Source organism: Pseudoalteromonas sp. Angola-30, from assembly GCF_028599215.1.
Taxonomy (GTDB): Bacteria; Pseudomonadota; Gammaproteobacteria; order Enterobacterales; family Alteromonadaceae; genus Pseudoalteromonas; species Pseudoalteromonas atlantica.
Map to the genome: position 1 here is coordinate 1 of NZ_JAQREI010000026.1, position 21853 is coordinate 21853.

The window sequence follows — 21853 nt, forward strand, 5'->3', positions numbered from 1 at the left end:
AATTTTTACTAGAGATTCATATCATGAAATCACCTTTTTTAACTATGATAGCCGAACAAATGTATCTAAAGCGTTATGCTAAAAGTACCATTAAAGCGTATTTATACTGGATAGCTTCGTTTATTCGATTTAACTCTATGAGGCACCCAACAACAATGGGAAATAATGAGGCCGAACTTATTTTGAATCACTTAATCAACCAAAAAAAGTGGCTCACAACACTCAAACCAAGCCTTAAATGCGTTGAGCTAATTATTTAAAGAGGTGATTCAAAAGCCACTCTTATTAGGCATTTTTTAAAACAAAAAAGCACAGCCCACAAGGGCCATGCTTTTTAAATCAATCTTAACCCAGTTCGGTTTACAAACGAATACCGCCGTCTATTTCAACCACGCGACCGGTGAAAAAGTCGTTTTCGATTATGTATTGTGCGGTATGGGCTATTTCGTCGCTTTCGCCTAAACGCCCTACGGGTGTTACTGCAAGCATACGCTGTTTGGCTTCGGGTTTCATGGCGTCGGTCATGGCGGTGCTTATTACACCTGGAGCAATAGCGCCTACACGTATACCAAAACGGCCAAGCTCTTTAGCCCATGTGGTGGTAAGTGCCACTACGCCTGCTTTTGATGCCGCGTAGTTTGTTTGCCCTATGTTACCTGCTCGCGCTACGCTCGACATATTGACTATAACGCCGCCTTTGCCTGATTCAATCATGTGGCTTGCAGCTTCACGCCCTGCTAAAAATACGCCAGTGAGATTTACATCAATTACTGATTGAAATTGCTCAAGTGACATTTTTTTAACCACTTTGCCGTCTTTAGCTTTTATAAACATGCCGTCGCGTAAAATACCGGCGTTGTTTATAAGCACACCAATGTGGCCAAAATCGCTATTAATGGTATTAAATACGTTTTCTACTTCGCTCTCAACAGTTACGTTTGCGGCGTAGCCTTTAATAGTGCCAGATACACCTTCAAGCTGTGTTAGTTGATCGCATGCGTTGTTTAACAGCTCTTGCGCCATATCTATAAGTGCGATGTTAGCGCCCATAAGGGCAAATTTTTTCGCCATTGCAAAGCCTAAGCCTTGTGCACCACCGGTTATTACTACCGTGTTATTTTTAATTTCCACGCCTTGCTCCTACTTAGAAAACAGTTTAAAAATGGCGCTAAAATCATCACTGCCAGCACCTTGGTGCTGTAGCATAGTGTATAAATTTTTAGCCATTGAACCCATTGGGGTTGAAGAATTACTTTGCTGCGCGGCTTCCATAGCAAGCCCTAAATCTTTAGCCATTAAATCAACCATAAAGCCCGGTTTGTAATCGTTGCTAGCCGGAGCGGTATCCATTACGCCTGGGCATGGGTTGTAAAGTTCAAGGGTCCAGTTACGGCCAGAGCTTGCAGTCATAATGTCGCTGAGTACTTTTGCATCTAGCCCATTATTAATACCCATTTGCAGGGCTTCGCTCGTGCCTGCCATTAAAATACTTAACAGCATGTTGTTGCATATTTTTGCAACTTGTCCTGCGCCAATATCGCCTGCATGAAATATGTTTTTACCCATATCATTAAGCACAGGTTGTGCGGTATTAAACGCGGCTTTACTACCACCTACAATAAACGTAAGCGTGCCTGCGGTTGCTCCAGCAACACCACCCGATACCGGTGCATCTACAAAGCTAATACCCTGGTCGCCAAGTGCGATGCCAACCACACGGGCCGACTCTGCATCTATTGTTGAGCAATCTATCACTAAGGTGTTGTTGCTAAGCACATTAATTAAGCCGCTATCGTCGTTATTGCCTAAATAAAGTGATTTAACATGTTTGCCCGCAGGTAACATACTAATAAGTATATCGGCATTGGTTGCACATGCATTTGCATTATCAGCTGCGTGTGCGCCTTTACTTGCAAGTTCATTTAAGACCGACTGGTTTAAATCAAATGCTGTAACATTATGGCCGGCTTTAATTAAGTTAGCCGCCATTGGGCCGCCCATATTACCTAAGCCGATAAAACCAATATTGAGTTTAGTCATCGTCTTTCCTTTATGTGTGTGTTGGGGTGTCTAAGCCATTGAGTGGGTGATTTTCGCCAAAACGGTTAGCAAAAAAGCTCTCTATTACGGCTTGTGGTACATCATTCAGTGTTTTGTATTGCCAATTAGGCGCGCCGTCTTTATCTATTAATAGTGCTCTTACGCCTTCTTGAAATTCACCTACTTCGCCAGCGCGTACCGACATACCCAGCTCCATTTTAAAACACGCTAGTAAGCTTTTGCCTTTACTGGCTTTTAGCTGCTCACTTACTAGCGCGCAACTTAGTGGGCAACCATGCTTAAGTGACTTTTGGGCGCGTTGCAGCCATTTATCGTCAGTAGCTAGGCCTAAAATATAATCAACTTGTTCTTGTAGCGTATTAAATTCAGCTAATTTTTGAATGGTTGCTAAGTTAGCTTTAATATTGCCTTTGGGCATACGCGCAGATTGGTTATCTAAATCGGTTAATAATTTAGTCAAACGCTCATGATTTAAACTTGCGGTTTTGCCCCACTTAGCCGCTAAAATTTGCGCTAGCATGGCATCATATTTAGTGCTGTCGATAAAGTAATCGGCTAGCGATACAAAGCGTGCATCTTCACAATTAATAGAGGCCGATGTTAGCCCTAAAAATAGCCCCACACCTTGTGGCATTTTATGTAAAAAGTAACTGCCGCCTACATCTGGGTATAAACCTATGGTTTGCTCTGGCATAGCAATGCGCGATGTTTCGGTTACTACGCGGTGGCTAGCACCGGCCATTAGGCCTAAACCGCCCCCCATAACAATGCCATTACCCCACACTAAAAGTGGTTTTTCGTAGCAGTGAATAAGGTAGTCAAGCTGGTACTCTAGGGTAAAAAAGTCTTCCACTAAGCTTGTTGGTTTACCTTGCGCCATTGCATGATGAAGACTCACTACATCGCCACCGGCGCAAAATGCTTTATCCCCTGCGCCTTTTAACAATACCATTGCAATTGCATCATCGCTTTGCCAAGCCCGCAGCTGCGGCTCAAGTAATTTGATCATGTCAAAATTAAGGGCGTTTAATGCTTTAGGTACGTTGAGTGTAATAAGCCCAATTAAGCTGCCGTTTGCTGCACTTGCCGTTTCAAATAGCACGGGGTCATCGGCATTATTTAATAACGTTAAATTACTCATTAGCCATTTACCCAATTTGCGCGGCGTTTTTCTAAAAAGGCATTAACGCCCTCTTGTTGATCTTGTGTATCAAACAGCCCAACAAACAATTCACGCTCAAGAGGCAATACGCTTGCCATAGGTTGATGGCGCCCTTTTTGTATAAGCGTTTTACATGCAGCTACCGAGCTTGGGCTTTGTTCGCTTACTTGATTGGCAAGTTTTAATGCCGCTGCAAAGCTTTCCCCTTGTGGGACTACTTCTTCTACTAAGCCAATTTGTAAGGCTTTATCGGCTTTTAAGCGCTCGCCACATAAAATCATGCGTTTTGCCCAGCCTTCGCCAACAAGCCATGCTAAATTTTGTGTGCCACCCGCGCACGGTAATAAACCCACTTTTGCCTCTGGCAGTGCCATTTGTGCCTGCTCTTCTGCTATACGAATATCACACGCAAGCGCTACTTCTAGCCCGCCGCCCATGGCATAACCGTTAATGGCCGCAATCGACACCCCTGTAAAATTAGTCAGTGCTTCAAAGGCTTCACCAAATACACGCGACATATCAGCGGCAACGCCTTTATCGCCACTGGCAAATACGTTTAAATCGGCACCGGCGCTAAAAAACTTCTCGCCTTCGCCAGTAAGCACTAAGGCATAAATATTTTTGTTGTTATTAAGCTCGTTAACTTTGTTTTTTAAGTCAATTAAGGTGTCTCTTGTCCAGGTATTAGCTGGTGGGTTACACATAGTTAAAATAGCAACATGACCTTCGGTTGTTAGCTCAATACTCGGGTTAGATTGTGACATAACTTGCTCCTTATAAAACGTCGCTTGCAGACTCGGCTAAAATACGGCGCGCTATAATTACACGCATAATTTCGTTAGTGCCTTCTAAAATTTGATGAACGCGTACATCACGTACATGGCGCTCAAGCGGGTATTCTTTTATGTAACCGTAACCACCATGTACTTGCAGTGCCTCGTTACACACAGTAAAGCCAACGTCGGTGGCAAAGCGTTTAGCCATGGCGCAATAGGTGGTTTTTTCACTATCGCCGGTATCAAGTTTAAATGCCGCAAGCCTTACCATTTGGCGCGCAGCTACAAGCTCAGTGTTCATATCGGCAATTTTGAATTGCAAAGCCTGAAACGCAGCCAAGGGCTTACCAAATTGAGTGCGCTCTTTTAAGTACTCTTTTGCCGTGTTTAGCGCAGCTTGTGCTGTACCAATTGAGCACGTGGCAATATTAATACGCCCGCCATCTAGGCCTTGCATGGCAAATTTAAAGCCTTCGCCCTCTTTACCTAATAAGTTATGCGCCGGAATACGCACATCTTCAAAACTAATTAAGCGTGTTGGTTGTGCGTTCCAACCCATTTTTTCTTCTGCTTTACCGTATTCAACGCCTTGTGCGTCGGCAGGGACTACAAATGCCGAAATACCCGCAGCACCTTCGCCACCGGTACGCGCCATAACCACTAATACTTCGGTTTCACCTGCGCCCGATATAAACATTTTTGAGCCGTTAATAACGTACTCATCACCTTCAAGCACAGCTTTTGTTTTTAGTGATGCTGCATCTGAGCCCGCCCCTGGCTCTGTTAAACAATAAGAGGCAAGTAGCTCGCCCATTACTAGTTGCTCTACGTATGCATCTTTAACTGCATCTGTACCAAAACTTGCTACCATCCACGTGGCCATATTATGAATAGTTAGCATGGCCGTTGTAGCTGTACAGCCCATCGCAAGCTGCTCAAATATAATGCTTGAATCTAAGCGTGATAAACCAAGGCCGCCGGCTTCCTCTGGCGTGTATAAACCGCAAAAACCAAGCTCGCCCGCCGCTTTAATCGTATCTTTAGGAAAAATATGCTCGCGATCCCACTTTGCTGCATGTGGAGCAAGTTCTGATTCTGCAAATTGGCGTGCAGTTTCTGCAAAGGCTTGTTGATCTTCTGATAAGTTAAAGTCCATGGTAGACCTCTTTAATTGTGTTGTTAGTGTGTCCCATTAGGGTAAATGAGTGAAGAGCGGCAAAGACTGATGTGTGTGTTCTAGTTGCTTGTCAGCGGATTTAGCCTTTGCGCCCTTCTTTATTATTATTTTTGAGTGTGTTTATTTTAAATTAATGCTCATGTTTGGACCTGAAGCGATGTCGTCTTCAAACCAACGTGAGGTAATAGTTTTAGTTTCTGTGTAAAAACGTATACCTTGCTTACCATAGGTGTGCGTATCGCCGTAAAACGAGCCTTTCCAACCCGTAAACGAGAAAAACGGCAGCGGTACCGGAATAGGCACATTAATACCCACTTGGCCTACTTCAATTTCATGTTGAAATTTACGAGCCGCAGCGCCACTTGAGGTAAATAACGAGGTACCGTTGCCGTACGGGCTTTCGTTAATAAGGGCAATTGCCTCATCAAGCGTATCTACAAACATACAGGCAAGCACAGGGCCAAAGATTTCTTCTTTGTATAAGTCCATCTCTTTTGTCACATCGGTAAATAGAGTTGGGCCAACCCAGTTACCTTGATCAAAGCCCTCTACTGTGTAGTTTGAGCCATCAATTAAACAGGTGGCGCCTTGCTCCTTACCGCTTTCTATAAGCGATAAAATACGCTCTTTTGCGGCTTTTGATGTTTGCGGGCCGTAGGCTGCGTCTTTGTCATCCCACACGCCTGGGCGTACGTTTTCAAAACCTGCTTTTATTTCATCTACCCACTCACTTGCTTGGCCTACAAACACAGCCACCGAAATACCCATACAACGCTGGCCTGCTGCACCAACCGATGCGCCAACTAGGTTATTTACCACGTGCGATTTACTCGCATCTGGCATAATAACCATGTGATTTTTAGCACCCACACACGCTTGCACGCGCTTAAGGTTTTGTGTGCCTTTAGAATAAATGTATGCACCTACACCACACGAGCCCACAAACGAAATTGCACGTACGGCTTTGTCTTCTAATAAGCGGTCTACTTGCGGTTTTGTACCATGAACCACTTGTAATACGCCTTTTGGTGCGCCGGCTTCAATAAATAGCTCAGCTAAACGCATTGGTGTGAGTGGGTCTTGCTCAGAGGGTTTTAAAATAAAGGTGTTACCACATACAATAGCTAGCGGAAACATCCAAAGTGGGATCATCGCCGGAAAGTTAAACGGCGTAATGCCTGCACATACGCCAAGGGGCTGCATGTAAGAATAGGTATCGATTTTACGGGCAACATTTTCCATTGTTTCGCCCATCATTAGTGATGGTGCGTTAGCTGCTTGTTCTACTACTTCAATACCGCGCCATACATCGCCTTTTGCATCTTCAAACGTTTTACCTAGTTCGTGGCAAATAATGGTCGCAAGCTCATCGTGGTGCTCTTTTAACAGCGCCGCGTATTTCATCATAATGCGGGCACGCTCGGTAATGGGCACATCTTTCCATGTTTTAAATGTTTCAGAGGCCGAGGCAATCGCTGCATCCATTTCTGAGTCGGTAGTGCATGGAACTTGCGCAAGTACTTCTTGGTTTGCTGGGTTAATTACATCAATAAGCTCGTTTGAAGCCGACTGAACAAATTCGCCATTTATAAGTAGTGGAACTTGGTGCATGGGTAAATCCTGTTGTTAGTGTGTTCTTTTAAAAAATGGCACCGTTTTGTTATTAGTATAAATACGGTGCATTTTAGTTGCTGTTAGTTAATTAACTTTATTGTTAGTAAGCCTCTACAGCCATGGCTACAGCTTCGCCGCCGCCAATACATAAAGACGCAATTCCTTTTTTAAGGCCACGGTTTTTAAGCGCGTGAATAAGCGTGACTAAAATTCTCGCGCCGCTGGCACCAATTGGGTGGCCAAGTGCACACGCCCCACCGTTTACGTTTACTTTGCTCTCATCAAGTTTTAATTCGTTAATAGCAAGCATGGTAACCATGGCAAAGGCTTCGTTAATTTCCCACAGGTCAACATCAGCAGTTGTCCAGCCTGCTTTTTCAAGTACACTGTTCATAGCGCCCACAGGTGCTACAGTAAATTCGCTTGGTTTTTGAGAGTGCGTGCTGTGCGCTACAATTTTACAAAGCGGTGTTAAGCCTTGCTCTTTTGCTTTTGATTCGCTCATTAATATAAGCGCTGCGCCACCATCAGAAATTGACGATGAATTAGCCGCAGTGATGGTGCCGTCTTTTTTAAAGGCAGCACGCAGGCTTGGTATTTTTTCTGGGCGGGCATTACCGGGTTGCTCATCAACCGATACGGTTACATCGCCTTTGCGAGTTTTTATGGTGTGCGGCGAAATTTCGTTTTCAAAGCTGCCGTTTTCGATTGCCGCATTAGCTTTACTTAAAGAGCTAAGTGCAAACTCATCCATTTGCTCACGGCCAATGCCGTACTCATCGGCAGTATCTTGTGCAAAACAGCCCATTGCTTTGTTATCGTAAGCATCTTCTAGGCCGTCGCTCATCATATGATCTTTAATTTCGCCGTGGCCCATACGCATACCGCCACGTGCTTTAGGTATAAAATACGGTGCGTTACTCATGCTTTCCATGCCACCAGCAATTGCACTGCTAATTGAGCCCGCTTTAATTAAGTCGTTTGCGAGCATAGCGGCTTTTAAACCAGAGCCACATACTTTATTAATGGTGGTAGCACCGGTGCCCAGAGCAAGGCCTGCTTTTAACATTGCTTGGCGTGCTGGCGCTTGGCCAAGGCCCGCTGGCAATACACAGCCCATAATTACTTCATCTATTGCATCATTTGCTAAACCAGTTTGTGCAAGCGCACTTGCAATGGCGGTTGCGCCAAGCTCGGTAGATTGTGCATTGGTCAATGCGCCCATAAACCCGCCCATTGGCGTACGCTTTGCTGCTACAATTACCACTGATTCTAAAGTCATAATTAACTCCGTTGTATTTATATGCAAATAGTTGTTAGAATATTTGCTCTATTAATTTAGTATTCATTTATTGTTTAACACCCTTACACAATACTAACGTTTACGCTAACGTCAACTAAAAAGCGTTTAATTTTTAGTTTTAAAAGTGTAAGGATTATTTTCCAGTAACGGCGAAGTGAACAATTAATAAAAATAAACTATTGAATATTAATAATATAATTTAACATTTCACATCAACACTCCTTTATAAATAGTTTCATACCACACCAAGCTTTACCTTTACGTAAACTTCACTTATATTGGAGTTATTCGAATGAGGTAAACACAACTATGAAACCAGATAACCAAACAAACTTTGCAAGTTCTGCAAAAGCGCCAAGCAGTAACGATCAAACCTTTAGTATTAGCGATTTAGCTAAAGAGTTTGATATTACCACCCGCTCTATTCGTTTTTACGAAGACCAAGGTTTAGTAAGCCCAGAGCGCAATGGCCAAACCCGTATTTATTCAAAACGCGACAAAGTTCGCTTAAAACTAATACTGCGAGGCAAACGCTTAGGCTTTACATTGGCTGAAACAGGCCGTTTGTTTGAACTGTACGACGCTGATAAATCAAGCGCTAAGCAGCTGGTGACTATGCTCGATTTAATAGCAGAGAAAAAAGCCGACCTTTCTCAGCAAATGGACGACATAAAAGTTGTGCTTATGGAATTAGTGACAGCGGAGCGCCGCTGCAGAGACACACTTAATAAAATAGACGAGTAGCCTATTTTAATAATAAAAACACACTGACAACACACACAGGAATGAATCATGAGCACTATTTCACTTTATAAAGAGATGAACTTTGGCCTTGGCGAAACCGCCGATATGATCCGCGACCACGTAAATAGCTTTGCAAGCCAAGAAATTGCGCCACTAGCTGAACAAACCGATATGGACAACGCGTTTCCTAATCAGCTTTGGCCGCAAATGGGCGAAATGGGTGTACTAGGCATGACCGTATCTGAAGACTTTGGCGGTGCAGGCTTAGGTTACTTAGAGCATGTAATAGCCATGGAAGAAATTAGCCGTGCGAGTGCATCAATTGGCTTAAGCTATGGTGCGCATTCAAACTTGTGTGTAAATCAAATTAACCGTAACGGTAACCAAGCACAAAAAGAAAAATACTTACCAAAGCTTATTAGCGGCGAACACATTGGTGCCCTTGCCATGAGCGAACCAAATGCAGGTTCTGACGTGGTATCAATGAAACTTAAAGCTGAAAAAAAAGGCGATAAATACATTTTAAATGGCAATAAAATGTGGATCACCAACGGCCCCGATGCACACACATTTGTTATTTATGCAAAAACAGATTTAGAAGCCGGCGCTAAAGGCATTACCGCATTTATTGTTGAAAAAGACTTCCCTGGTTTTTCTACCGCGCAAAAGCTAGACAAGCTTGGTATGCGTGGCTCAAACACGTGTGAGCTGGTGTTTGAAAACTGCGAAGTACCAGAAGAAAACATTTTAGGTAACCTAAACGAAGGCGTTAAGGTACTAATGAGCGGCCTAGATTACGAACGTGTAGTACTTGCTGCAGGCCCGCTTGGCATAATGCAAGCCTGTATGGATATTGTTGTACCGTACATTCATGAACGGAAACAGTTCGACACCCCTATTGGCCAATTTCAGTTAATTCAAGGCAAAGTAGCCGACATGTATACGCAAATGAACGCAGCGCGCTCATACGTTTATACCGTTGCAAAAGCGTGTGACCGCGGCGAAACCACCCGTAAAGATGCCGCCGGCGCCATTTTATATGCTGCGGAGCTTGCCACTAAAATGGCGCTCGATGCCATTCAAATTTTAGGGGGTAACGGCTACATAAACGAATACGCCACAGGGCGCTTATTGCGTGATGCCAAACTATACGAAATTGGTGCTGGCACATCAGAAATACGTCGCATGCTTATTGGCCGCGAACTCTTTACCGAAAGCCGTTAAGGATTAAATTATGACGATATTAAAATCGAGCGTTAATCCTCACGATCCTACTTTTGTGCAAAATCACAAAAACATGGCAGCTTTGGTTGATGATTTACACAGTAAAGTAGCCACCATAAGCTTAGGCGGCGGCGCTGCGTTAAAAGAGCGCCACGAAGGCAGAGGTAAGTTATTTGTACGCGACCGTATTAGCACTTTATTAGATGAAGGCTCACCGTTTTTAGAAATTTCTCAATTTGCAGCCTTTGGTGTGTACGAACAAGAAATTGCCTGTGCGGGTGTAGTTGCTGGTATTGGCCGTGTTAAAGGTATTGAATGCATGATCATTGCAAATGATGCCACGGTAAAAGGCGGTACGTACTTTCCGCTTACCGTTAAAAAGCATTTACGCGCACAAGATATAGCCGAGCGTTGCCACTTACCGTGTATTTATTTGGTTGATTCGGGCGGTGCTAACCTGCCTGAGCAAGACGATGTATTCCCTGATAAATTACATTTTGGCCGTATTTTTTATAACCAAGCCCGTATGTCGGGTAAAAGTATTCCTCAAATTGCCGTGGTAATGGGGTTATGTACCGCAGGCGGCGCATACGTACCCGCAATGGCCGATGAAAGCATAATTGTAAAAGAGCAAGGCACTATATTTTTAGCCGGCCCGCCACTTGTAAAAGCAGCGACTGGTGAAGTAGTCAGCGCCGAAGAATTAGGCGGCGCCGATGTGCATTGTAAAACATCGGGGGTGGCTGACCACTTTGCAGAAAATGACGAGCATGCGCTGTCTATTGCGCGCCAATGTATTGAGCGTATTAATTACACGCGCCCTACAGCCCCTCTTTTAGAGGATGTAAAACCACCACGTTACGATATAAACGAGCTTTACGGCATTGTAGGCACCGACCTTAAAAAGCCATTTGATGTGCGTGAAGTTATTGCCCGTACGGTGGATGATTCATCGTTTGATGAATTTAAACGCTACTTTGGTGAAACGCTGGTAACAGGTTTTGCCAGTATTTACGGGAACCCTGTAGGCATAGTGGCTAATAACGGCATTTTATTTAGTGAGTCGGCGCAAAAAGGCGCGCACTTTATTCAACTATGTGCACAGCGCAATATTCCTTTAGTGTTTTTACAAAATATTACCGGCTTTATGGTGGGTAAAAAATACGAAGCTGAAGGCATAGCAAAGCACGGCGCTAAAATGGTAATGGCGGTTTCGTGTGCCGATGTGCCAAAATTTACGGTACTAATTGGTGGCTCTTACGGCGCTGGTAACTACGGTATGTGTGGCCGCGCATTTGAACCCACCATGATGTGGATGTGGCCCAATGCCCGTATTTCGGTAATGGGCGGCGAGCAAGCCGCCGGTGTAATGGCGCAAGTTAAGCAAGATGGCTTAGCACGTAAAGGCCATAGTATGAGCGAGCAAGAAGTTAGCGATTTTAAAAAGCCAATTATTGATCAGTACGAAGAGCAAGGTCATCCGTATTACGCAAGCGCACGCTTGTGGGACGACGGCATTATTGACCCTGCCGATACCCGTAACGTATTAGGCCTTGCCTTAAGTGCAGCTAAAAATGCACCACAGCAAGACTCTAAGTTTGGCGTATTTAGAATGTAACCGGAGCGCAAAAATGTCAGTAACACTACAAATAACAAAATCTAATGTGGCTGTACTTGTTTTAAGCCGAGTTGAAAAACGTAACGCATTTAATAGTGAAGTAATACACGAGCTAATTCAGTGCATAGAGCATGCAAATACACTCGATATTCGCGCTTTGGTTTTAAAAACTGAAGGCAAGCACTTTTCTGCCGGTGCCGATTTAGCCTGGATGAAATCAATGGCTGATAACAACTACGCCGATAACCTTGCCGATTCTATGCAGCTCGCTAAATTAATGCAGGTACTAGCCGCCTCTCCTCACCCAACCATATGTGCTGTACAAGGCGCTGCGTTTGGCGGCGCTCTGGGCTTAATTGCATGTTGCGATATTGCCCTAAGTAAAGACGATGCGCAGTTTTGTTTAAGCGAAGTCAAGCTAGGGCTTATTCCTGCGGTAATTAGCCCGTATGTAATTAAAGCCATTGGTGAGCGCGCTGCGCGCCGCTACTTTTTAACTGCCGAGGTGTTTGATGCCCACACAGCAAAACAACTTGGTTTGGTTCATCAGGTGACCGGTAATTTAGACTGTGCCCTTGATAATATGCTGCAAACATTAATCGATAACGGCCCAGTAGCTGTAAAAGCCGCTAAATCATTAATTAACGATGTAGCAAATAAGCCTATTAATGATGATCTTATTGAACTCACGGCCGAACGTATTGCAAATATTCGGGTATCGGACGAAGGCCAAGAAGGACTAAGCGCCTTTTTTGATAAACGCCCTCCCGCTTGGCAACTGTAGGACTAATTATGAACACACACACATTAACAAAGATACTCATTGCCAACCGTGGTGAAATTGCATGCCGTATAATGCGAAGTGCAAAGCAAATGGGCCTAACAACGGTCGCTGTTTACTCTGACGCCGACAAACACGCACAACATGTAAAAATTGCTGATGAGGCCTACCACATTGGCCCTGCACCAAGTAAAGACTCATACCTTGTAACAGATAAAATTTTACAGGTTGCAAAAACAAGCGGTGCCGACTGTATACACCCTGGGTACGGTTTTTTATCTGAAAACAGCGAATTTGCTAACGCCTGTGAAGCTAACAACATTGCGTTTATTGGCCCACTTGCAAGCAGCATAGAAGCCATGGGCTCTAAAACCCGCGCCAAAGAAATAATGGCCGCGGCAAATGTACCATTAGTGCCAGGCTATTACGGTGATAACCAAGACCCTGCTTTTTTACAATCTGAGGCTGAAAAAATTGGTTACCCCGTGCTCATTAAAGCGGCCTTTGGTGGTGGCGGTAAAGGCATGCGCATTGTTGAGCAAGCCAACGATTTTATAAGTGCACTTGAGGGCGCACAGCGTGAAGCAATTGCGGGCTTTGGTAACGACTTAGTACTGCTTGAGCGCTATGTTAACCAGCCTCGCCATGTTGAAGTACAAGTTTTTGCCGATAACCACGGTAACTGTGTTTATTTAGGTGATCGGGATTGCTCATTACAACGCCGTCATCAAAAAGTAATTGAAGAAGCACCAGCGCCAGGTTTGTCTGACGAACTACGTAAAGAAATGGGTGAAGCCGCAGTACGCTGTGCCCTTGCAATAAACTACAGAGGTGCAGGTACGGTTGAGTTTTTACTGTGTGGCGATGAGTTTTTCTTTATGGAAATGAACACGCGCCTACAAGTAGAACACCCTGTGACAGAAATGGTAACTGGTGTAGATTTAGTTAATTGGCAAATTAATATTGCCGCTGGGCAAACGCTGCCACTAACGCAATCAGACATACAACTCCAAGGCCACAGCTTTGAAGCGCGTATTTACGCGGAAGATCCAAGTAACGATTTCATTCCCTGCTCGGGCACTATTGAATCGTTAAATACTCCGCTTAACAGTGAGTTTGTAAGAATAGATACAGGTATTGCACAAGGCGATGAAATAAGCCCGTATTACGACCCTATGATTGCAAAGCTTATAGTACATGATGATAACCGAGAGCAAGCATTATCGCGTTTACGCCAAGCTCTTGAGCAATTTCACTTAGCGGGTTTTAGCACTAATATTGGCTTTTTACACAACTTAGCAAGCCACCCTACATTTGCTCAAGGTGCGCCAAGCACCCACTTTATTGCCGAGCAAGGCGATGCATTGGTAAGTGTTGATAGCGCCGCGCTTGAAAAAGCACAACTAATTGCAGCCTTTGCCTACCTTGAATCGCTTAGTGCTAAAAAGGAAACTCAGCAAAGCGCAAACCCGTGGCAGCAACTCAGTGGTTTTACGCTTAACGCACCCCAAAAAGTGGATGTACCATTTACAGACTTAGCTATAAGCGCCGTTAAAACTAAAACGGGTTATGTTGTAACGCATAATGATAAGTCGTTCGATATAGCAGGCTCTGTAAACCAAAACGTATGTAATGTGTTTATTAATGGGGAAAAATTTACCGCCCATGTTAGCCACGTTGATAATAGTATTAGCGTGATGTTTGCTGCGCTGCAAATTAAGCTTGCTTTAAACACTAAACATTACATTAGCAGCCATGAAAGTGACGCCCTGCCCCTTGCGGCGCCACTTAATGGCACTGTGGTTAAGCATTTAGTTGATGTAGGCAGCACCATTACCAAAGGCGATGCCGTAGTGATTATTGAAGCCATGAAAATGGAATACACGCTCAATGCACCGCACGATGGTATTTTACAAAGCTACTGCTTTGATGAAGGCGAATTAGTTTCGCACGGCGCTTTATTAGCAATTGTAGAAGACACCACGGCGCAGGAGGCATCGTGATGGCTGCTTTTCCAACTGAAGTTAAAATTGTTGAAGTAGGCGCGCGTGATGGCCTACAAAACGAAAAATCAGTCACTGCAGCTGATAAAATTTCATTAATAAATGCACTTAGTGACGCGGGCTTAAAAAATATTGAAGCCGGTGCTTTTGTATCGCCTAAATGGGTGCCACAAATGGCCGATTCAGCCGAGGTGATAACAGCGCTTAATTTACACCATGTAAATTTAAGTGCGCTTACACCCAACTTAAAAGGCGCTCAAGCGGGCCATGCCGTTGGCATAAAAGAATTTGCCATATTTACCGCGGCAAGCGAATCGTTCTGTCAACAAAATATAAATTGCAGTATTGATGAGAGTATTGAGCGTTTTAGCGACGTTATGGAATTTGCAAAAGCCAATAACATACGTGTACGCGGTTATGTCAGTTGTGTACTCGGTTGCCCTTATGAGGGAGAAATAGACCCGCATAAAGTACTTAGCGTTTCGCAAAAGCTTTTAGATTTAGGCTGCTACGAAATAAGCCTTGGCGATACCATAGGTGTTGGCACTGCAAATAAAGTTACCCAGCTTTTAACACTTTTGCTTGAGCATATTGATAAATCAAAACTGGCAGTGCATTTTCATGATACCTACGGGCAAGCGCTCACAAATATTTACGCAGCGTTAAGCTTAGGTATAGCAACGGTTGATGCCGCTGTTGCAGGCCTTGGCGGCTGCCCTTATGCCAAAGGCGCGTCAGGAAATGTTGCCACCGAAGATGTGGTTTACTTACTCAATGGGCTTGGCATTGAACATGGAATTGATTTACAAAGGTTAAGTAGCGCTGGTTGGAAAATTACACAAGCACTTGGCAAAACGCCTGTAAGCAAAGTTTCAATTGCATTAGGCAACACACAAAAATAATAGCTTAACTTGCCAAATGGCAGTTAACACAATGAGGAGAGTCTCATGGCCGGTTTTGATAAAGTGGTTTCTAGTTACGAAGCCGCAATGGCAGGGTTAAAAGACGGCGATACCGTTATTGCTGGCGGCTTTGGCTTATGCGGTATTCCTGAGGGCTTAATTAAACAAATTAAGGCAATGAACACCAAAGAGCTAACCGTGGTTTCTAACAACTGTGGTGTAGATGACTTTGGATTAGGTATTTTACTTAAAGATAAACAAATTAAAAAAGTAATTGCCTCCTATGTGGGCGAAAACGCCCTATTTGAGCAGCAATTACTAAGCGGTGAAATAGATGTAGAGCTTACCCCGCAAGGCACCTTGGCTGAAAAAATGCGTGCGGGCGGTGCAGGTATTCCTGCATTTTATACCGCTACAGGTTACGGTACGCCCGTTGCAGAGGGTAAAGATGTAAAAGAGTTTGACGGTCGCCCTTATATTTTAGAAGAGTCGATCACCGGTGAGTTTGCCATTGTAAAAGCGTGGAAAGCCGACCGATACGGTAATTTAGTATTTAGGCACACTGCCATGAACTTTAACCCAATGGCCGCAACAGCAGGTAAGATTACCGTTGCAGAAGTAGAAGAAATAGTAGAGCCCGGTGAACTTGAGCCAAGCCAAATTCATACCCCAGGCATTTTTGTAAATCGCGTTATTAAAGGCGACTTTGAAAAACGCATTGAACGTGTAACAACACGAGATTAAGCAGGAGCATAGGTTATGGCATTATCACGTGAACAAGTTGCAATGCGCGTTGCACAGGAACTACAAGACGGCTTTTACGTTAATTTGGGCATAGGAATTCCGACACTCGTCGCAAACTATGTACCTGATGGTATTGAAGTTATGTTACAGTCAGAAAATGGGCTTTTAGGTATGGGTCCCTACCCAACAAAAGCCGAGCTAGACGCAGATATGATAAACGCGGGTAAAGAAACCGTGACAGCTGCCACAGGTGCAGCCATATTTAATAGTGCAGATAGTTTTGCCATGATACGGGGTGGTCATGTAGACTTAACCGTTCTGGGTGCATTTGAAGTAGACCAAAGCGGCAACATTGCCTCGTGGATGATCCCCAAAAAGTTAATAAAAGGCATGGGGGGCGCAATGGATTTAGTCGCTGGGGCAAAGAATATTATTGTTACTATGACCCATGCCAGTAAGCATGGTGATTCTAAATTATTAGAGTCGTGCACATTACCGCTAACGGGCGTTAATTGCGTTAAAAAAATAGTAACAGATTTGGCCGTACTTGAAGTTAAAGACGGCGCATTTCATTTACTCGAGCGCGCTCCGGGCGTATCGGTTGATGAAATCATTAGTAAAACAGCAGGTAAATTACTTGTTGACGGTGAAGTACCAGAAATGGTTTTTTAACGCTTTACCATGTACCGACCTCATTCCCAGTGCCAATGGCGCTGAGTTACCCAAAATCCCTCGCAAGAGGGATTTTTTTTGCCTGCCATAAACTTTTTTTCAGTTTTAATACAGTTGTAGTAAATATTATCTATAATACAAATAGCTTTTAATGTAAGCGCTTAGATTATTTGCACTAATTTGTGGATTGTCTGCACCTTTTTTGTGAACTAGTGCTATATTTAAAATTAAACTATTGATATTATTATATTAAATTATTGGTTCGATTATTGCCTATTAAAGGCGTCTTAAATTAATTAAACAATTCTGGAAAACATGCAAACTCCTATTCGAGGCCTCCGCTCTTTTTGCTTTGCAGCAAAAAGCTTAAGTTTTAAACATGCAGCTAAAGAGCTGTACTTAACGCCCTCTGCGGTAAGCCATCAGATAAAACAACTTGAAGAACAACTAGGCATTGAACTCTTTCAACGCCAAACCCGATCCATTAGTTTAACGGCTGCGGGTAAAAACTTTTTTGATGCCATTTCGCCTATTATCTATACGCTTGAAAACACCATCAACGAGTTCAGTCAATTGCAGCAAAATACTAATATAACTATTACGCTGCCTGAATTTTTTGCCAGTGAACTACTTATGCCTAAATTAAGTGAGTGGACATCTGAGCACCCTAATATAAATTTACAAATGGATACGCTCAAAACCCGTAAAGAGCTAACCCGCCACAGTGATTTATCGATTGTTTTATCCTCAAGTAAACCCACTGAGGGCCTTACTACAGAGCTATTTAATCTTGAATATATACCGGCGTGTAACGAAAAACTGTTAAAACAGTGGAAAGACGATCACTGCCAAGCATTAAACCAAGTGCCATTAATCCTTCACAAAGCAAGGCCTTGGGCATGGCACCAATGGGCTGAAAAAGCGGGTATAGATGACTTTTCGCCTACGCAAATTATACAAATTGATAGTATGTTTGGGGTCGCTCGTGCAGCGCAACAGGGTATTGGCATTTCACTTATACCGCTGCCTATTAGCCAAAGCTGGTTTGATGAAAAATGGCTTTATAAATTATTTCAACAGCCCCTTACCACCAAAGATAAATACTATTTAGTACAGCATGAAGCTAATTCGCCAAATCCCGCGCTAGATTTATTTGCTAAATGGGTTGTATCTACATTTAGCAACATTCAAGGTTAGTGTTGCCTTAGTAAATGCAATTTACATTTTGGTTTAATAACGGCAATTTTAATGTGTGCAGCACGTAGCAAGTGCTAAAGCTGCACACAGTAAACTGTAAAGCTCCTTCTTTTTTACTTTCCTGAAGCTTAACAACACCGTTTAGTGATTTATTATTAATTAAATATTTTTATTTAATCATTCGTTTTTTCCCTACAAGCTAACCTATAAAAATTTATCTCTTTAAATCAATAAAATAACACAACGCGTTAGACTAAAGTCTATAGCTTAATTTTTTTCACTTATTGGTTTTATTTTTATCGTTTGTCTGACTTTTACGATTATTTTAAAGTTAACCCATCGCAAGCAAACAGCTAAACGTTTTTACTAATTAGACATTATTTACTGTTTTGCACCAAATAAATGCAACCTTTTTAGATGTGATAGCTCTAACAAGGTAAGAAAAGAATCTTATATTGTGTGTGTAAGATGTTGTCAGTGTGAAAAAGCAGTTCAAGTCAGGTGGTGACTTGGTTTGAACTGTTTTTTATTCCACCAGCAGCACGCAGCAATAACTAAATTAGCTACTGTGTAGCAAACCAAATCTTATATTGTGTGTGTAAGATGTTGTCAGTGTGAAAAAGCAGTTCAAGTTAGGTGGTGACTTGGTTTGGACTGTTTTTTATTCCACCAGCAACACGCAGCAATAACGTAATTAGCTACTATATAGCAAACCAAATCTTATATTGTGTGTGTAAGATGTTGTCAGTGTGAAAAGCGGTTCATGTGAGGTGGTGACCTTATATGGGCCGTTTTTGTTTTATAAACACAATTACCTGCCCCACCGTTTTATACCAATTCGCTTAAATTTAGTATTATTATTCAACTATAAAGTTATGTTTTTGTTTAAGCTCTTCAATGGCATTTTCATTGTCTTTTAAAAATACATTAAACTTTTTAACGAGCTGTGGGTGTTTAATGCTCGATAACATAAATGCTTGGTGATCAACAGGCAACTGATGCTGAAAAAACACAGGGACGGGAGTATCAAAAAATTCTTCTATATTGTATTTAAGTACATCGTGTGAAATATATATACAATCAACTCGCTCTTTATGCAGCAAATAAATCATCTCTATAACGTTATCATTTTCGAGTACTTGCAAGCCTGGCATTGAGGTTAACTTTTCAAGCCCTTGCAATGTAAAGCCACGCACTTTTGCAAGTGATTTGCAATCTTCAAGTTTAATATTGTCTTTTAAGCTCGCTAACCCTGTATGTGTAACTAATGAAGGCACAGAATAATTAATATTTTGTTGGTGCTGATTTTTATAACTTACTTGCCAATTAGGGTTGTCGGGGTATTTAAAGTCAACATGGTGATGCTCTATAAATTCTTTATAAAGGCGCGGAATAGGTAAAGTGTAAAATTCAAATTTAATATTTTGTTGTTTTGCAAATAGTTCCAGTAACTCTTTACTAAAACCAAAATAATCACGCTTATTAGTGCCACTGCCATCGTAATAAGGCAGGTATTCTATATTCTCTACCCCTATTACATATTTTTCGGTTGGCTGTGCTAATACAGGGCTTATAGTTATAAGCCCTGATACAAGTGCTAACGTGTTAATCAATTTGATAGTAAAATGCCGTTAATATCGTTTGGATTATTAATTTATATATCATAATCACAGTTAATTAAAGTTTAGATTTATTAAATATAAAAGAGCGAATTAATCGCTCTTATAAATTAGCTTTTGTCACGAGGTATAAACTCTAACACAGTAGCATTAATACAGTATCTATCTGTGCCTCTTGGTCCCTCACCTTTAAATAAATGCCCTAAATGTATACCTGTGCTTTTTGATTTAAGCTCTATTCGAGTCATCCCCCAGCTGGTATCTTTATGCTTAGTAACACTATTTTTAACTGGGTGTTTAAACGACAACCACCCCGTGCCCGAATTAAATCTATCGCGAGTATCAAATAATGGCTCACCACTTAATTTATCAACAAATACGCCATCGGGAGTGTTTTTAAATTCTTTATACTCTTTACAGTAAGGTCTGTCGGTGCGCTCATTAAATGCGACTTCGTAGGCATCACTATCGCCTAGCTTAAAGGCGCCAAGCGCTTTGTAAAATTCAGCGGGGCTTGCATAGCCTTGACGCGCGTACACCTCTTTTCCATTTTCTAAAAACAAAATGGTGGGGGTTGCCCAAGTTGCCGATTTTATAGTTAGGCCATTAAGCTCATCAGCATGGCGAAATGTCAGTGGGATTGAACCTTTGTAATTGTTAGCGACTGTTTTTTTAAATTTTTCACAGTAAGGGCAGTATTCGCGCGAATCAAGTACCACAATCTGCTTGCCCGTGAGTAAAACACTATTGTCTACATCTGCTTTTTTAGTTTTATTAAATACCACACCCGTGGCGTGATCTGGGCAATAGCCATTTGGGTTCTTTTGTAAATAATTTTGATGATACTCCTCAGCAGATACAAACCCCTCAAGCGGTTTTATTACTGTTTTAATTGGCCCATAACCGGCTGCACTTAATAACGGCTGATACTCGGCTTTAACTTGCTCTGCAAGCTGCGCTTGCTCTTTAGTGGTCGTAAGAATAATTGATCGATACTGCGTGCCAATATCATTACCTTGGCGATTCGATTGTGTAGGATCATGGCTTTCAAAGTAATTTTGTAATAGCGCTTTAGAAGAAATAATATTGCTGTTGTACATCACTTGCACTACTTCAGCGTAGTTGTTTTCGTCAAACCGGCGAGATTGGTCGGTGATATTTTTATAGGTTGCTTTAAAGCCGTACCCGTCTGCATACCCCGACTCTGCATCAATAACCCCTTCTAGTGCTTCGTAGCGCTTTTCGGCTCCCCAAAAACAGCCAGAACCTAACACAATGGTTTTTATATGCATTGTGGCCTCTACGTCACTGTGCTCTATTTTTTCGGTTGATAAAGCATAGCAGTCAGCGCTAAATGTAATAGCGGCGCCTAATAAATAAACTGAGCGAGAAAATGTCATAAATACCTCTTAATACCTACGTGTTTTAATTAAGACCCAACATCCCTTGTTTTAATTTCAGTAAATAAATACGTGCTAAATTTGAATACAGTTTGAGTCTGCATTTCTTTTTCGTTTATTTTTCTTATGGCTAGGTACTGAATAAATTGACAAAACTATGTTAGCTTTGCTGCACGTTGTATAAAAAGATTAAATTATGACTGCATTTTTACAGGTATTTACTTTAACAAATAACAGTTTGCTATTAGATGCCACACAGCATAAACAAAACAATGTGTTAGACACTCAAAAAAAAATTTGGGCACTCACTAAGCAGCTAAAGCAAAGTAACGAATTTATCGATTTAGTCCCAGGCATGAACTCTTTAACGCTTTATTTAAAATCAGCAAGTAATTTAGAAAAATGGCAAAACGCCTTGCCTGATTTATGGGACAAAGTACAAGCAACAACATTTAAAGGCACTCACCATAAAATACACACTACTTATGAAGGAGAAGATTTAGATTTTGTTGCCAAACAAACTAATTTAACACCCCAGCAAATTATTCAAATACATAGCCAAGCCACTTACCACGTTTTATTTTTAGGGTTTCAGCCCGGGTTTGCTTACCTATATGGATTAGATTCACGCTTGCATATCCCACGCAGAGACACGCCGCGTACTAAAGTACCTAAAGGTGCCATTGCTTTAGGCGCAGAGCAAACTGCCATTTACCCAGCAGAAACACCTGGCGGTTGGCATATCATTGGCCACACAAACACGCCCCTTTTTGATAGTACACACTCAGATCCTTGCTTATTTAAACCCGGCGACACGCTATCGTTCGTTTCAATAAACACAGTGCAAGGAGCATAA

Annotated in this window: 20 protein-coding genes; 11 read left to right on the forward strand and 9 right to left on the reverse strand. The window is 42.4% G+C overall.

Annotated features, from left to right (window positions below; translation table 11 throughout):
- Positions 1–260 (forward strand): phage integrase N-terminal SAM-like domain-containing protein (locus PSH54_RS19740; RefSeq protein WP_273606930.1); only part of this gene is annotated, 260 nt, incomplete at its 5' end.
- Between the two features lie 100 nt (positions 261–360).
- On the opposite strand, the gene PSH54_RS19745 is transcribed toward PSH54_RS19740, so the two are convergent.
- The 7 genes from PSH54_RS19745 to PSH54_RS19775 form a co-directional block, all read right to left on the reverse strand.
- Positions 361–1131: an SDR family oxidoreductase gene (locus PSH54_RS19745; RefSeq protein ID WP_273606931.1), complete on the reverse strand. Its 771-nt coding sequence runs from the start codon at positions 1129–1131 to the stop codon at positions 361–363.
- 9 nt (positions 1132–1140) lie between these two features.
- Positions 1141–2040 carry a 3-hydroxyisobutyrate dehydrogenase gene (gene mmsB, locus PSH54_RS19750; protein ID WP_273606932.1) on the reverse strand — a complete coding sequence of 300 codons (900 nt, stop codon included), beginning with the start codon at positions 2038–2040 and terminating at the stop codon, positions 1141–1143.
- A gap of 10 nt (positions 2041–2050) precedes the next feature.
- A complete protein-coding gene (locus PSH54_RS19755; RefSeq protein WP_273606933.1) occupies positions 2051–3202 on the reverse strand; it encodes an enoyl-CoA hydratase/isomerase family protein in 1152 nt (383 codons plus the stop codon).
- The gene (locus PSH54_RS19760) at positions 3202–3987 is read right to left on the reverse strand and encodes an enoyl-CoA hydratase (RefSeq protein ID WP_273606934.1); all 786 of its coding nucleotides are present in this window, start codon (positions 3985–3987) and stop codon (positions 3202–3204) included. Before PSH54_RS19760 ends, PSH54_RS19755 begins: the two co-directional genes overlap by 1 nt.
- Before the next feature lie 10 nt (positions 3988–3997).
- Positions 3998–5155 (reverse strand): acyl-CoA dehydrogenase family protein, encoded by a 1158-nt coding sequence (locus PSH54_RS19765; protein ID WP_058549149.1) that lies wholly within the window; start codon positions 5153–5155, stop codon positions 3998–4000.
- Between the two features lie 141 nt (positions 5156–5296).
- The gene (locus PSH54_RS19770) at positions 5297–6787 is read right to left on the reverse strand and encodes a CoA-acylating methylmalonate-semialdehyde dehydrogenase (RefSeq protein WP_273606935.1); all 1491 of its coding nucleotides are present in this window, start codon (positions 6785–6787) and stop codon (positions 5297–5299) included.
- A 103-nt stretch (positions 6788–6890) separates the two neighbouring features.
- Positions 6891–8072 (reverse strand): thiolase family protein, encoded by a 1182-nt coding sequence (locus tag PSH54_RS19775; RefSeq protein WP_273606936.1) that lies wholly within the window; start codon positions 8070–8072, stop codon positions 6891–6893.
- 330 nt (positions 8073–8402) lie between these two features.
- On the opposite strand from PSH54_RS19775, the gene PSH54_RS19780 reads away from it, so the two are divergent.
- The 9 genes from PSH54_RS19780 to PSH54_RS19820 all read left to right on the forward strand — a co-directional run bounded on the left by PSH54_RS19780 (position 8403) and on the right by PSH54_RS19820 (position 17978).
- The gene (locus PSH54_RS19780; RefSeq protein ID WP_004587901.1) at positions 8403–8837 is read left to right on the forward strand and encodes a MerR family transcriptional regulator; all 435 of its coding nucleotides are present in this window, start codon (positions 8403–8405) and stop codon (positions 8835–8837) included.
- Positions 8838–8885: 48 nt separating this feature from the next.
- On the forward strand, positions 8886–10061 hold the full coding sequence (locus PSH54_RS19785) for an isovaleryl-CoA dehydrogenase (protein ID WP_024034119.1): 1176 nt from the start codon (positions 8886–8888) through the stop codon (positions 10059–10061).
- A 10-nt stretch (positions 10062–10071) separates the two neighbouring features.
- Entirely contained in the window at positions 10072–11679 is a 1608-nt protein-coding gene (locus PSH54_RS19790) for a carboxyl transferase domain-containing protein (RefSeq protein ID WP_273606937.1), read from the forward strand.
- 13 nt (positions 11680–11692) lie between these two features.
- Positions 11693–12463, forward strand: a complete 771-nt coding sequence (locus tag PSH54_RS19795) for an enoyl-CoA hydratase/isomerase family protein (RefSeq protein ID WP_004587898.1) — start codon at positions 11693–11695, stop codon at positions 12461–12463.
- Between the two features lie 8 nt (positions 12464–12471).
- Positions 12472–14463, forward strand: a complete 1992-nt coding sequence (locus PSH54_RS19800) for an acetyl/propionyl/methylcrotonyl-CoA carboxylase subunit alpha (protein ID WP_273606938.1) — start codon at positions 12472–12474, stop codon at positions 14461–14463.
- A complete protein-coding gene (locus tag PSH54_RS19805) occupies positions 14463–15365 on the forward strand; it encodes a hydroxymethylglutaryl-CoA lyase (protein WP_273606939.1) in 903 nt (300 codons plus the stop codon). The genes PSH54_RS19800 and PSH54_RS19805 overlap by 1 nt, the downstream gene beginning before the upstream one ends.
- Positions 15366–15410: 45 nt before the next feature.
- On the forward strand, positions 15411–16109 hold the full coding sequence (locus PSH54_RS19810) for a CoA transferase subunit A (RefSeq protein WP_004587895.1): 699 nt from the start codon (positions 15411–15413) through the stop codon (positions 16107–16109).
- 15 nt (positions 16110–16124) lie between these two features.
- A complete protein-coding gene (locus tag PSH54_RS19815) occupies positions 16125–16781 on the forward strand; it encodes a 3-oxoacid CoA-transferase subunit B (protein WP_004587894.1) in 657 nt (218 codons plus the stop codon).
- Positions 16782–17096: 315 nt separating this feature from the next.
- Positions 17097–17978 carry a LysR family transcriptional regulator gene (locus PSH54_RS19820; RefSeq protein WP_004587893.1) on the forward strand — a complete coding sequence of 294 codons (882 nt, stop codon included), beginning with the start codon at positions 17097–17099 and terminating at the stop codon, positions 17976–17978.
- An 857-nt stretch (positions 17979–18835) separates the two neighbouring features.
- Here the strand turns inward: PSH54_RS19820 and PSH54_RS19825 are convergent.
- The gene (locus PSH54_RS19825) at positions 18836–19591 is read right to left on the reverse strand and encodes a substrate-binding periplasmic protein (RefSeq protein WP_256845974.1); all 756 of its coding nucleotides are present in this window, start codon (positions 19589–19591) and stop codon (positions 18836–18838) included.
- Between the two features lie 116 nt (positions 19592–19707).
- Positions 19708–20997, reverse strand: a complete 1290-nt coding sequence (gene msrA, locus PSH54_RS19830) for a peptide-methionine (S)-S-oxide reductase MsrA (RefSeq protein ID WP_273606940.1) — start codon at positions 20995–20997, stop codon at positions 19708–19710.
- A gap of 196 nt (positions 20998–21193) precedes the next feature.
- Between msrA and pxpB the strand changes: the two genes are divergently transcribed.
- A complete protein-coding gene (gene pxpB / locus PSH54_RS19835) occupies positions 21194–21853 on the forward strand; it encodes a 5-oxoprolinase subunit PxpB (protein WP_273606941.1) in 660 nt (219 codons plus the stop codon).

Bases quoted from the DNA above. Each gene is read 5' to 3' on its own strand.
- mmsB (WP_273606932.1), bottom strand. From the start codon at position 2,040: ATGACTAAACTCAATATTGGTTTTATCGGCTTAGGTAATATGGGCGGC.
- PSH54_RS19755 (WP_273606933.1), bottom strand. From the start codon at position 3,202: ATGAGTAATTTAACGTTATTAAATAATGCCGATGACCCCGTGCTATTT.
- PSH54_RS19760 (WP_273606934.1), bottom strand. From the start codon at position 3,987: ATGTCACAATCTAACCCGAGTATTGAGCTAACAACCGAAGGTCATGTT.
- PSH54_RS19765 (WP_058549149.1), bottom strand. From the start codon at position 5,155: ATGGACTTTAACTTATCAGAAGATCAACAAGCCTTTGCAGAAACTGCA.
- PSH54_RS19770 (WP_273606935.1), bottom strand. From the start codon at position 6,787: ATGCACCAAGTTCCACTACTTATAAATGGCGAATTTGTTCAGTCGGCT.
- PSH54_RS19775 (WP_273606936.1), bottom strand. From the start codon at position 8,072: ATGACTTTAGAATCAGTGGTAATTGTAGCAGCAAAGCGTACGCCAATG.
- PSH54_RS19780 (WP_004587901.1), top strand. From the start codon at position 8,403: ATGAAACCAGATAACCAAACAAACTTTGCAAGTTCTGCAAAAGCGCCA.
- PSH54_RS19785 (WP_024034119.1), top strand. From the start codon at position 8,886: ATGAGCACTATTTCACTTTATAAAGAGATGAACTTTGGCCTTGGCGAA.
- PSH54_RS19790 (WP_273606937.1), top strand. From the start codon at position 10,072: ATGACGATATTAAAATCGAGCGTTAATCCTCACGATCCTACTTTTGTG.
- PSH54_RS19795 (WP_004587898.1), top strand. From the start codon at position 11,693: ATGTCAGTAACACTACAAATAACAAAATCTAATGTGGCTGTACTTGTT.
- PSH54_RS19800 (WP_273606938.1), top strand. From the start codon at position 12,472: ATGAACACACACACATTAACAAAGATACTCATTGCCAACCGTGGTGAA.
- PSH54_RS19805 (WP_273606939.1), top strand. From the start codon at position 14,463: ATGGCTGCTTTTCCAACTGAAGTTAAAATTGTTGAAGTAGGCGCGCGT.
- PSH54_RS19810 (WP_004587895.1), top strand. From the start codon at position 15,411: ATGGCCGGTTTTGATAAAGTGGTTTCTAGTTACGAAGCCGCAATGGCA.
- PSH54_RS19815 (WP_004587894.1), top strand. From the start codon at position 16,125: ATGGCATTATCACGTGAACAAGTTGCAATGCGCGTTGCACAGGAACTA.
- PSH54_RS19820 (WP_004587893.1), top strand. From the start codon at position 17,097: ATGCAAACTCCTATTCGAGGCCTCCGCTCTTTTTGCTTTGCAGCAAAA.
- msrA (WP_273606940.1), bottom strand. From the start codon at position 20,997: ATGACATTTTCTCGCTCAGTTTATTTATTAGGCGCCGCTATTACATTT.
- pxpB (WP_273606941.1), top strand. From the start codon at position 21,194: ATGACTGCATTTTTACAGGTATTTACTTTAACAAATAACAGTTTGCTA.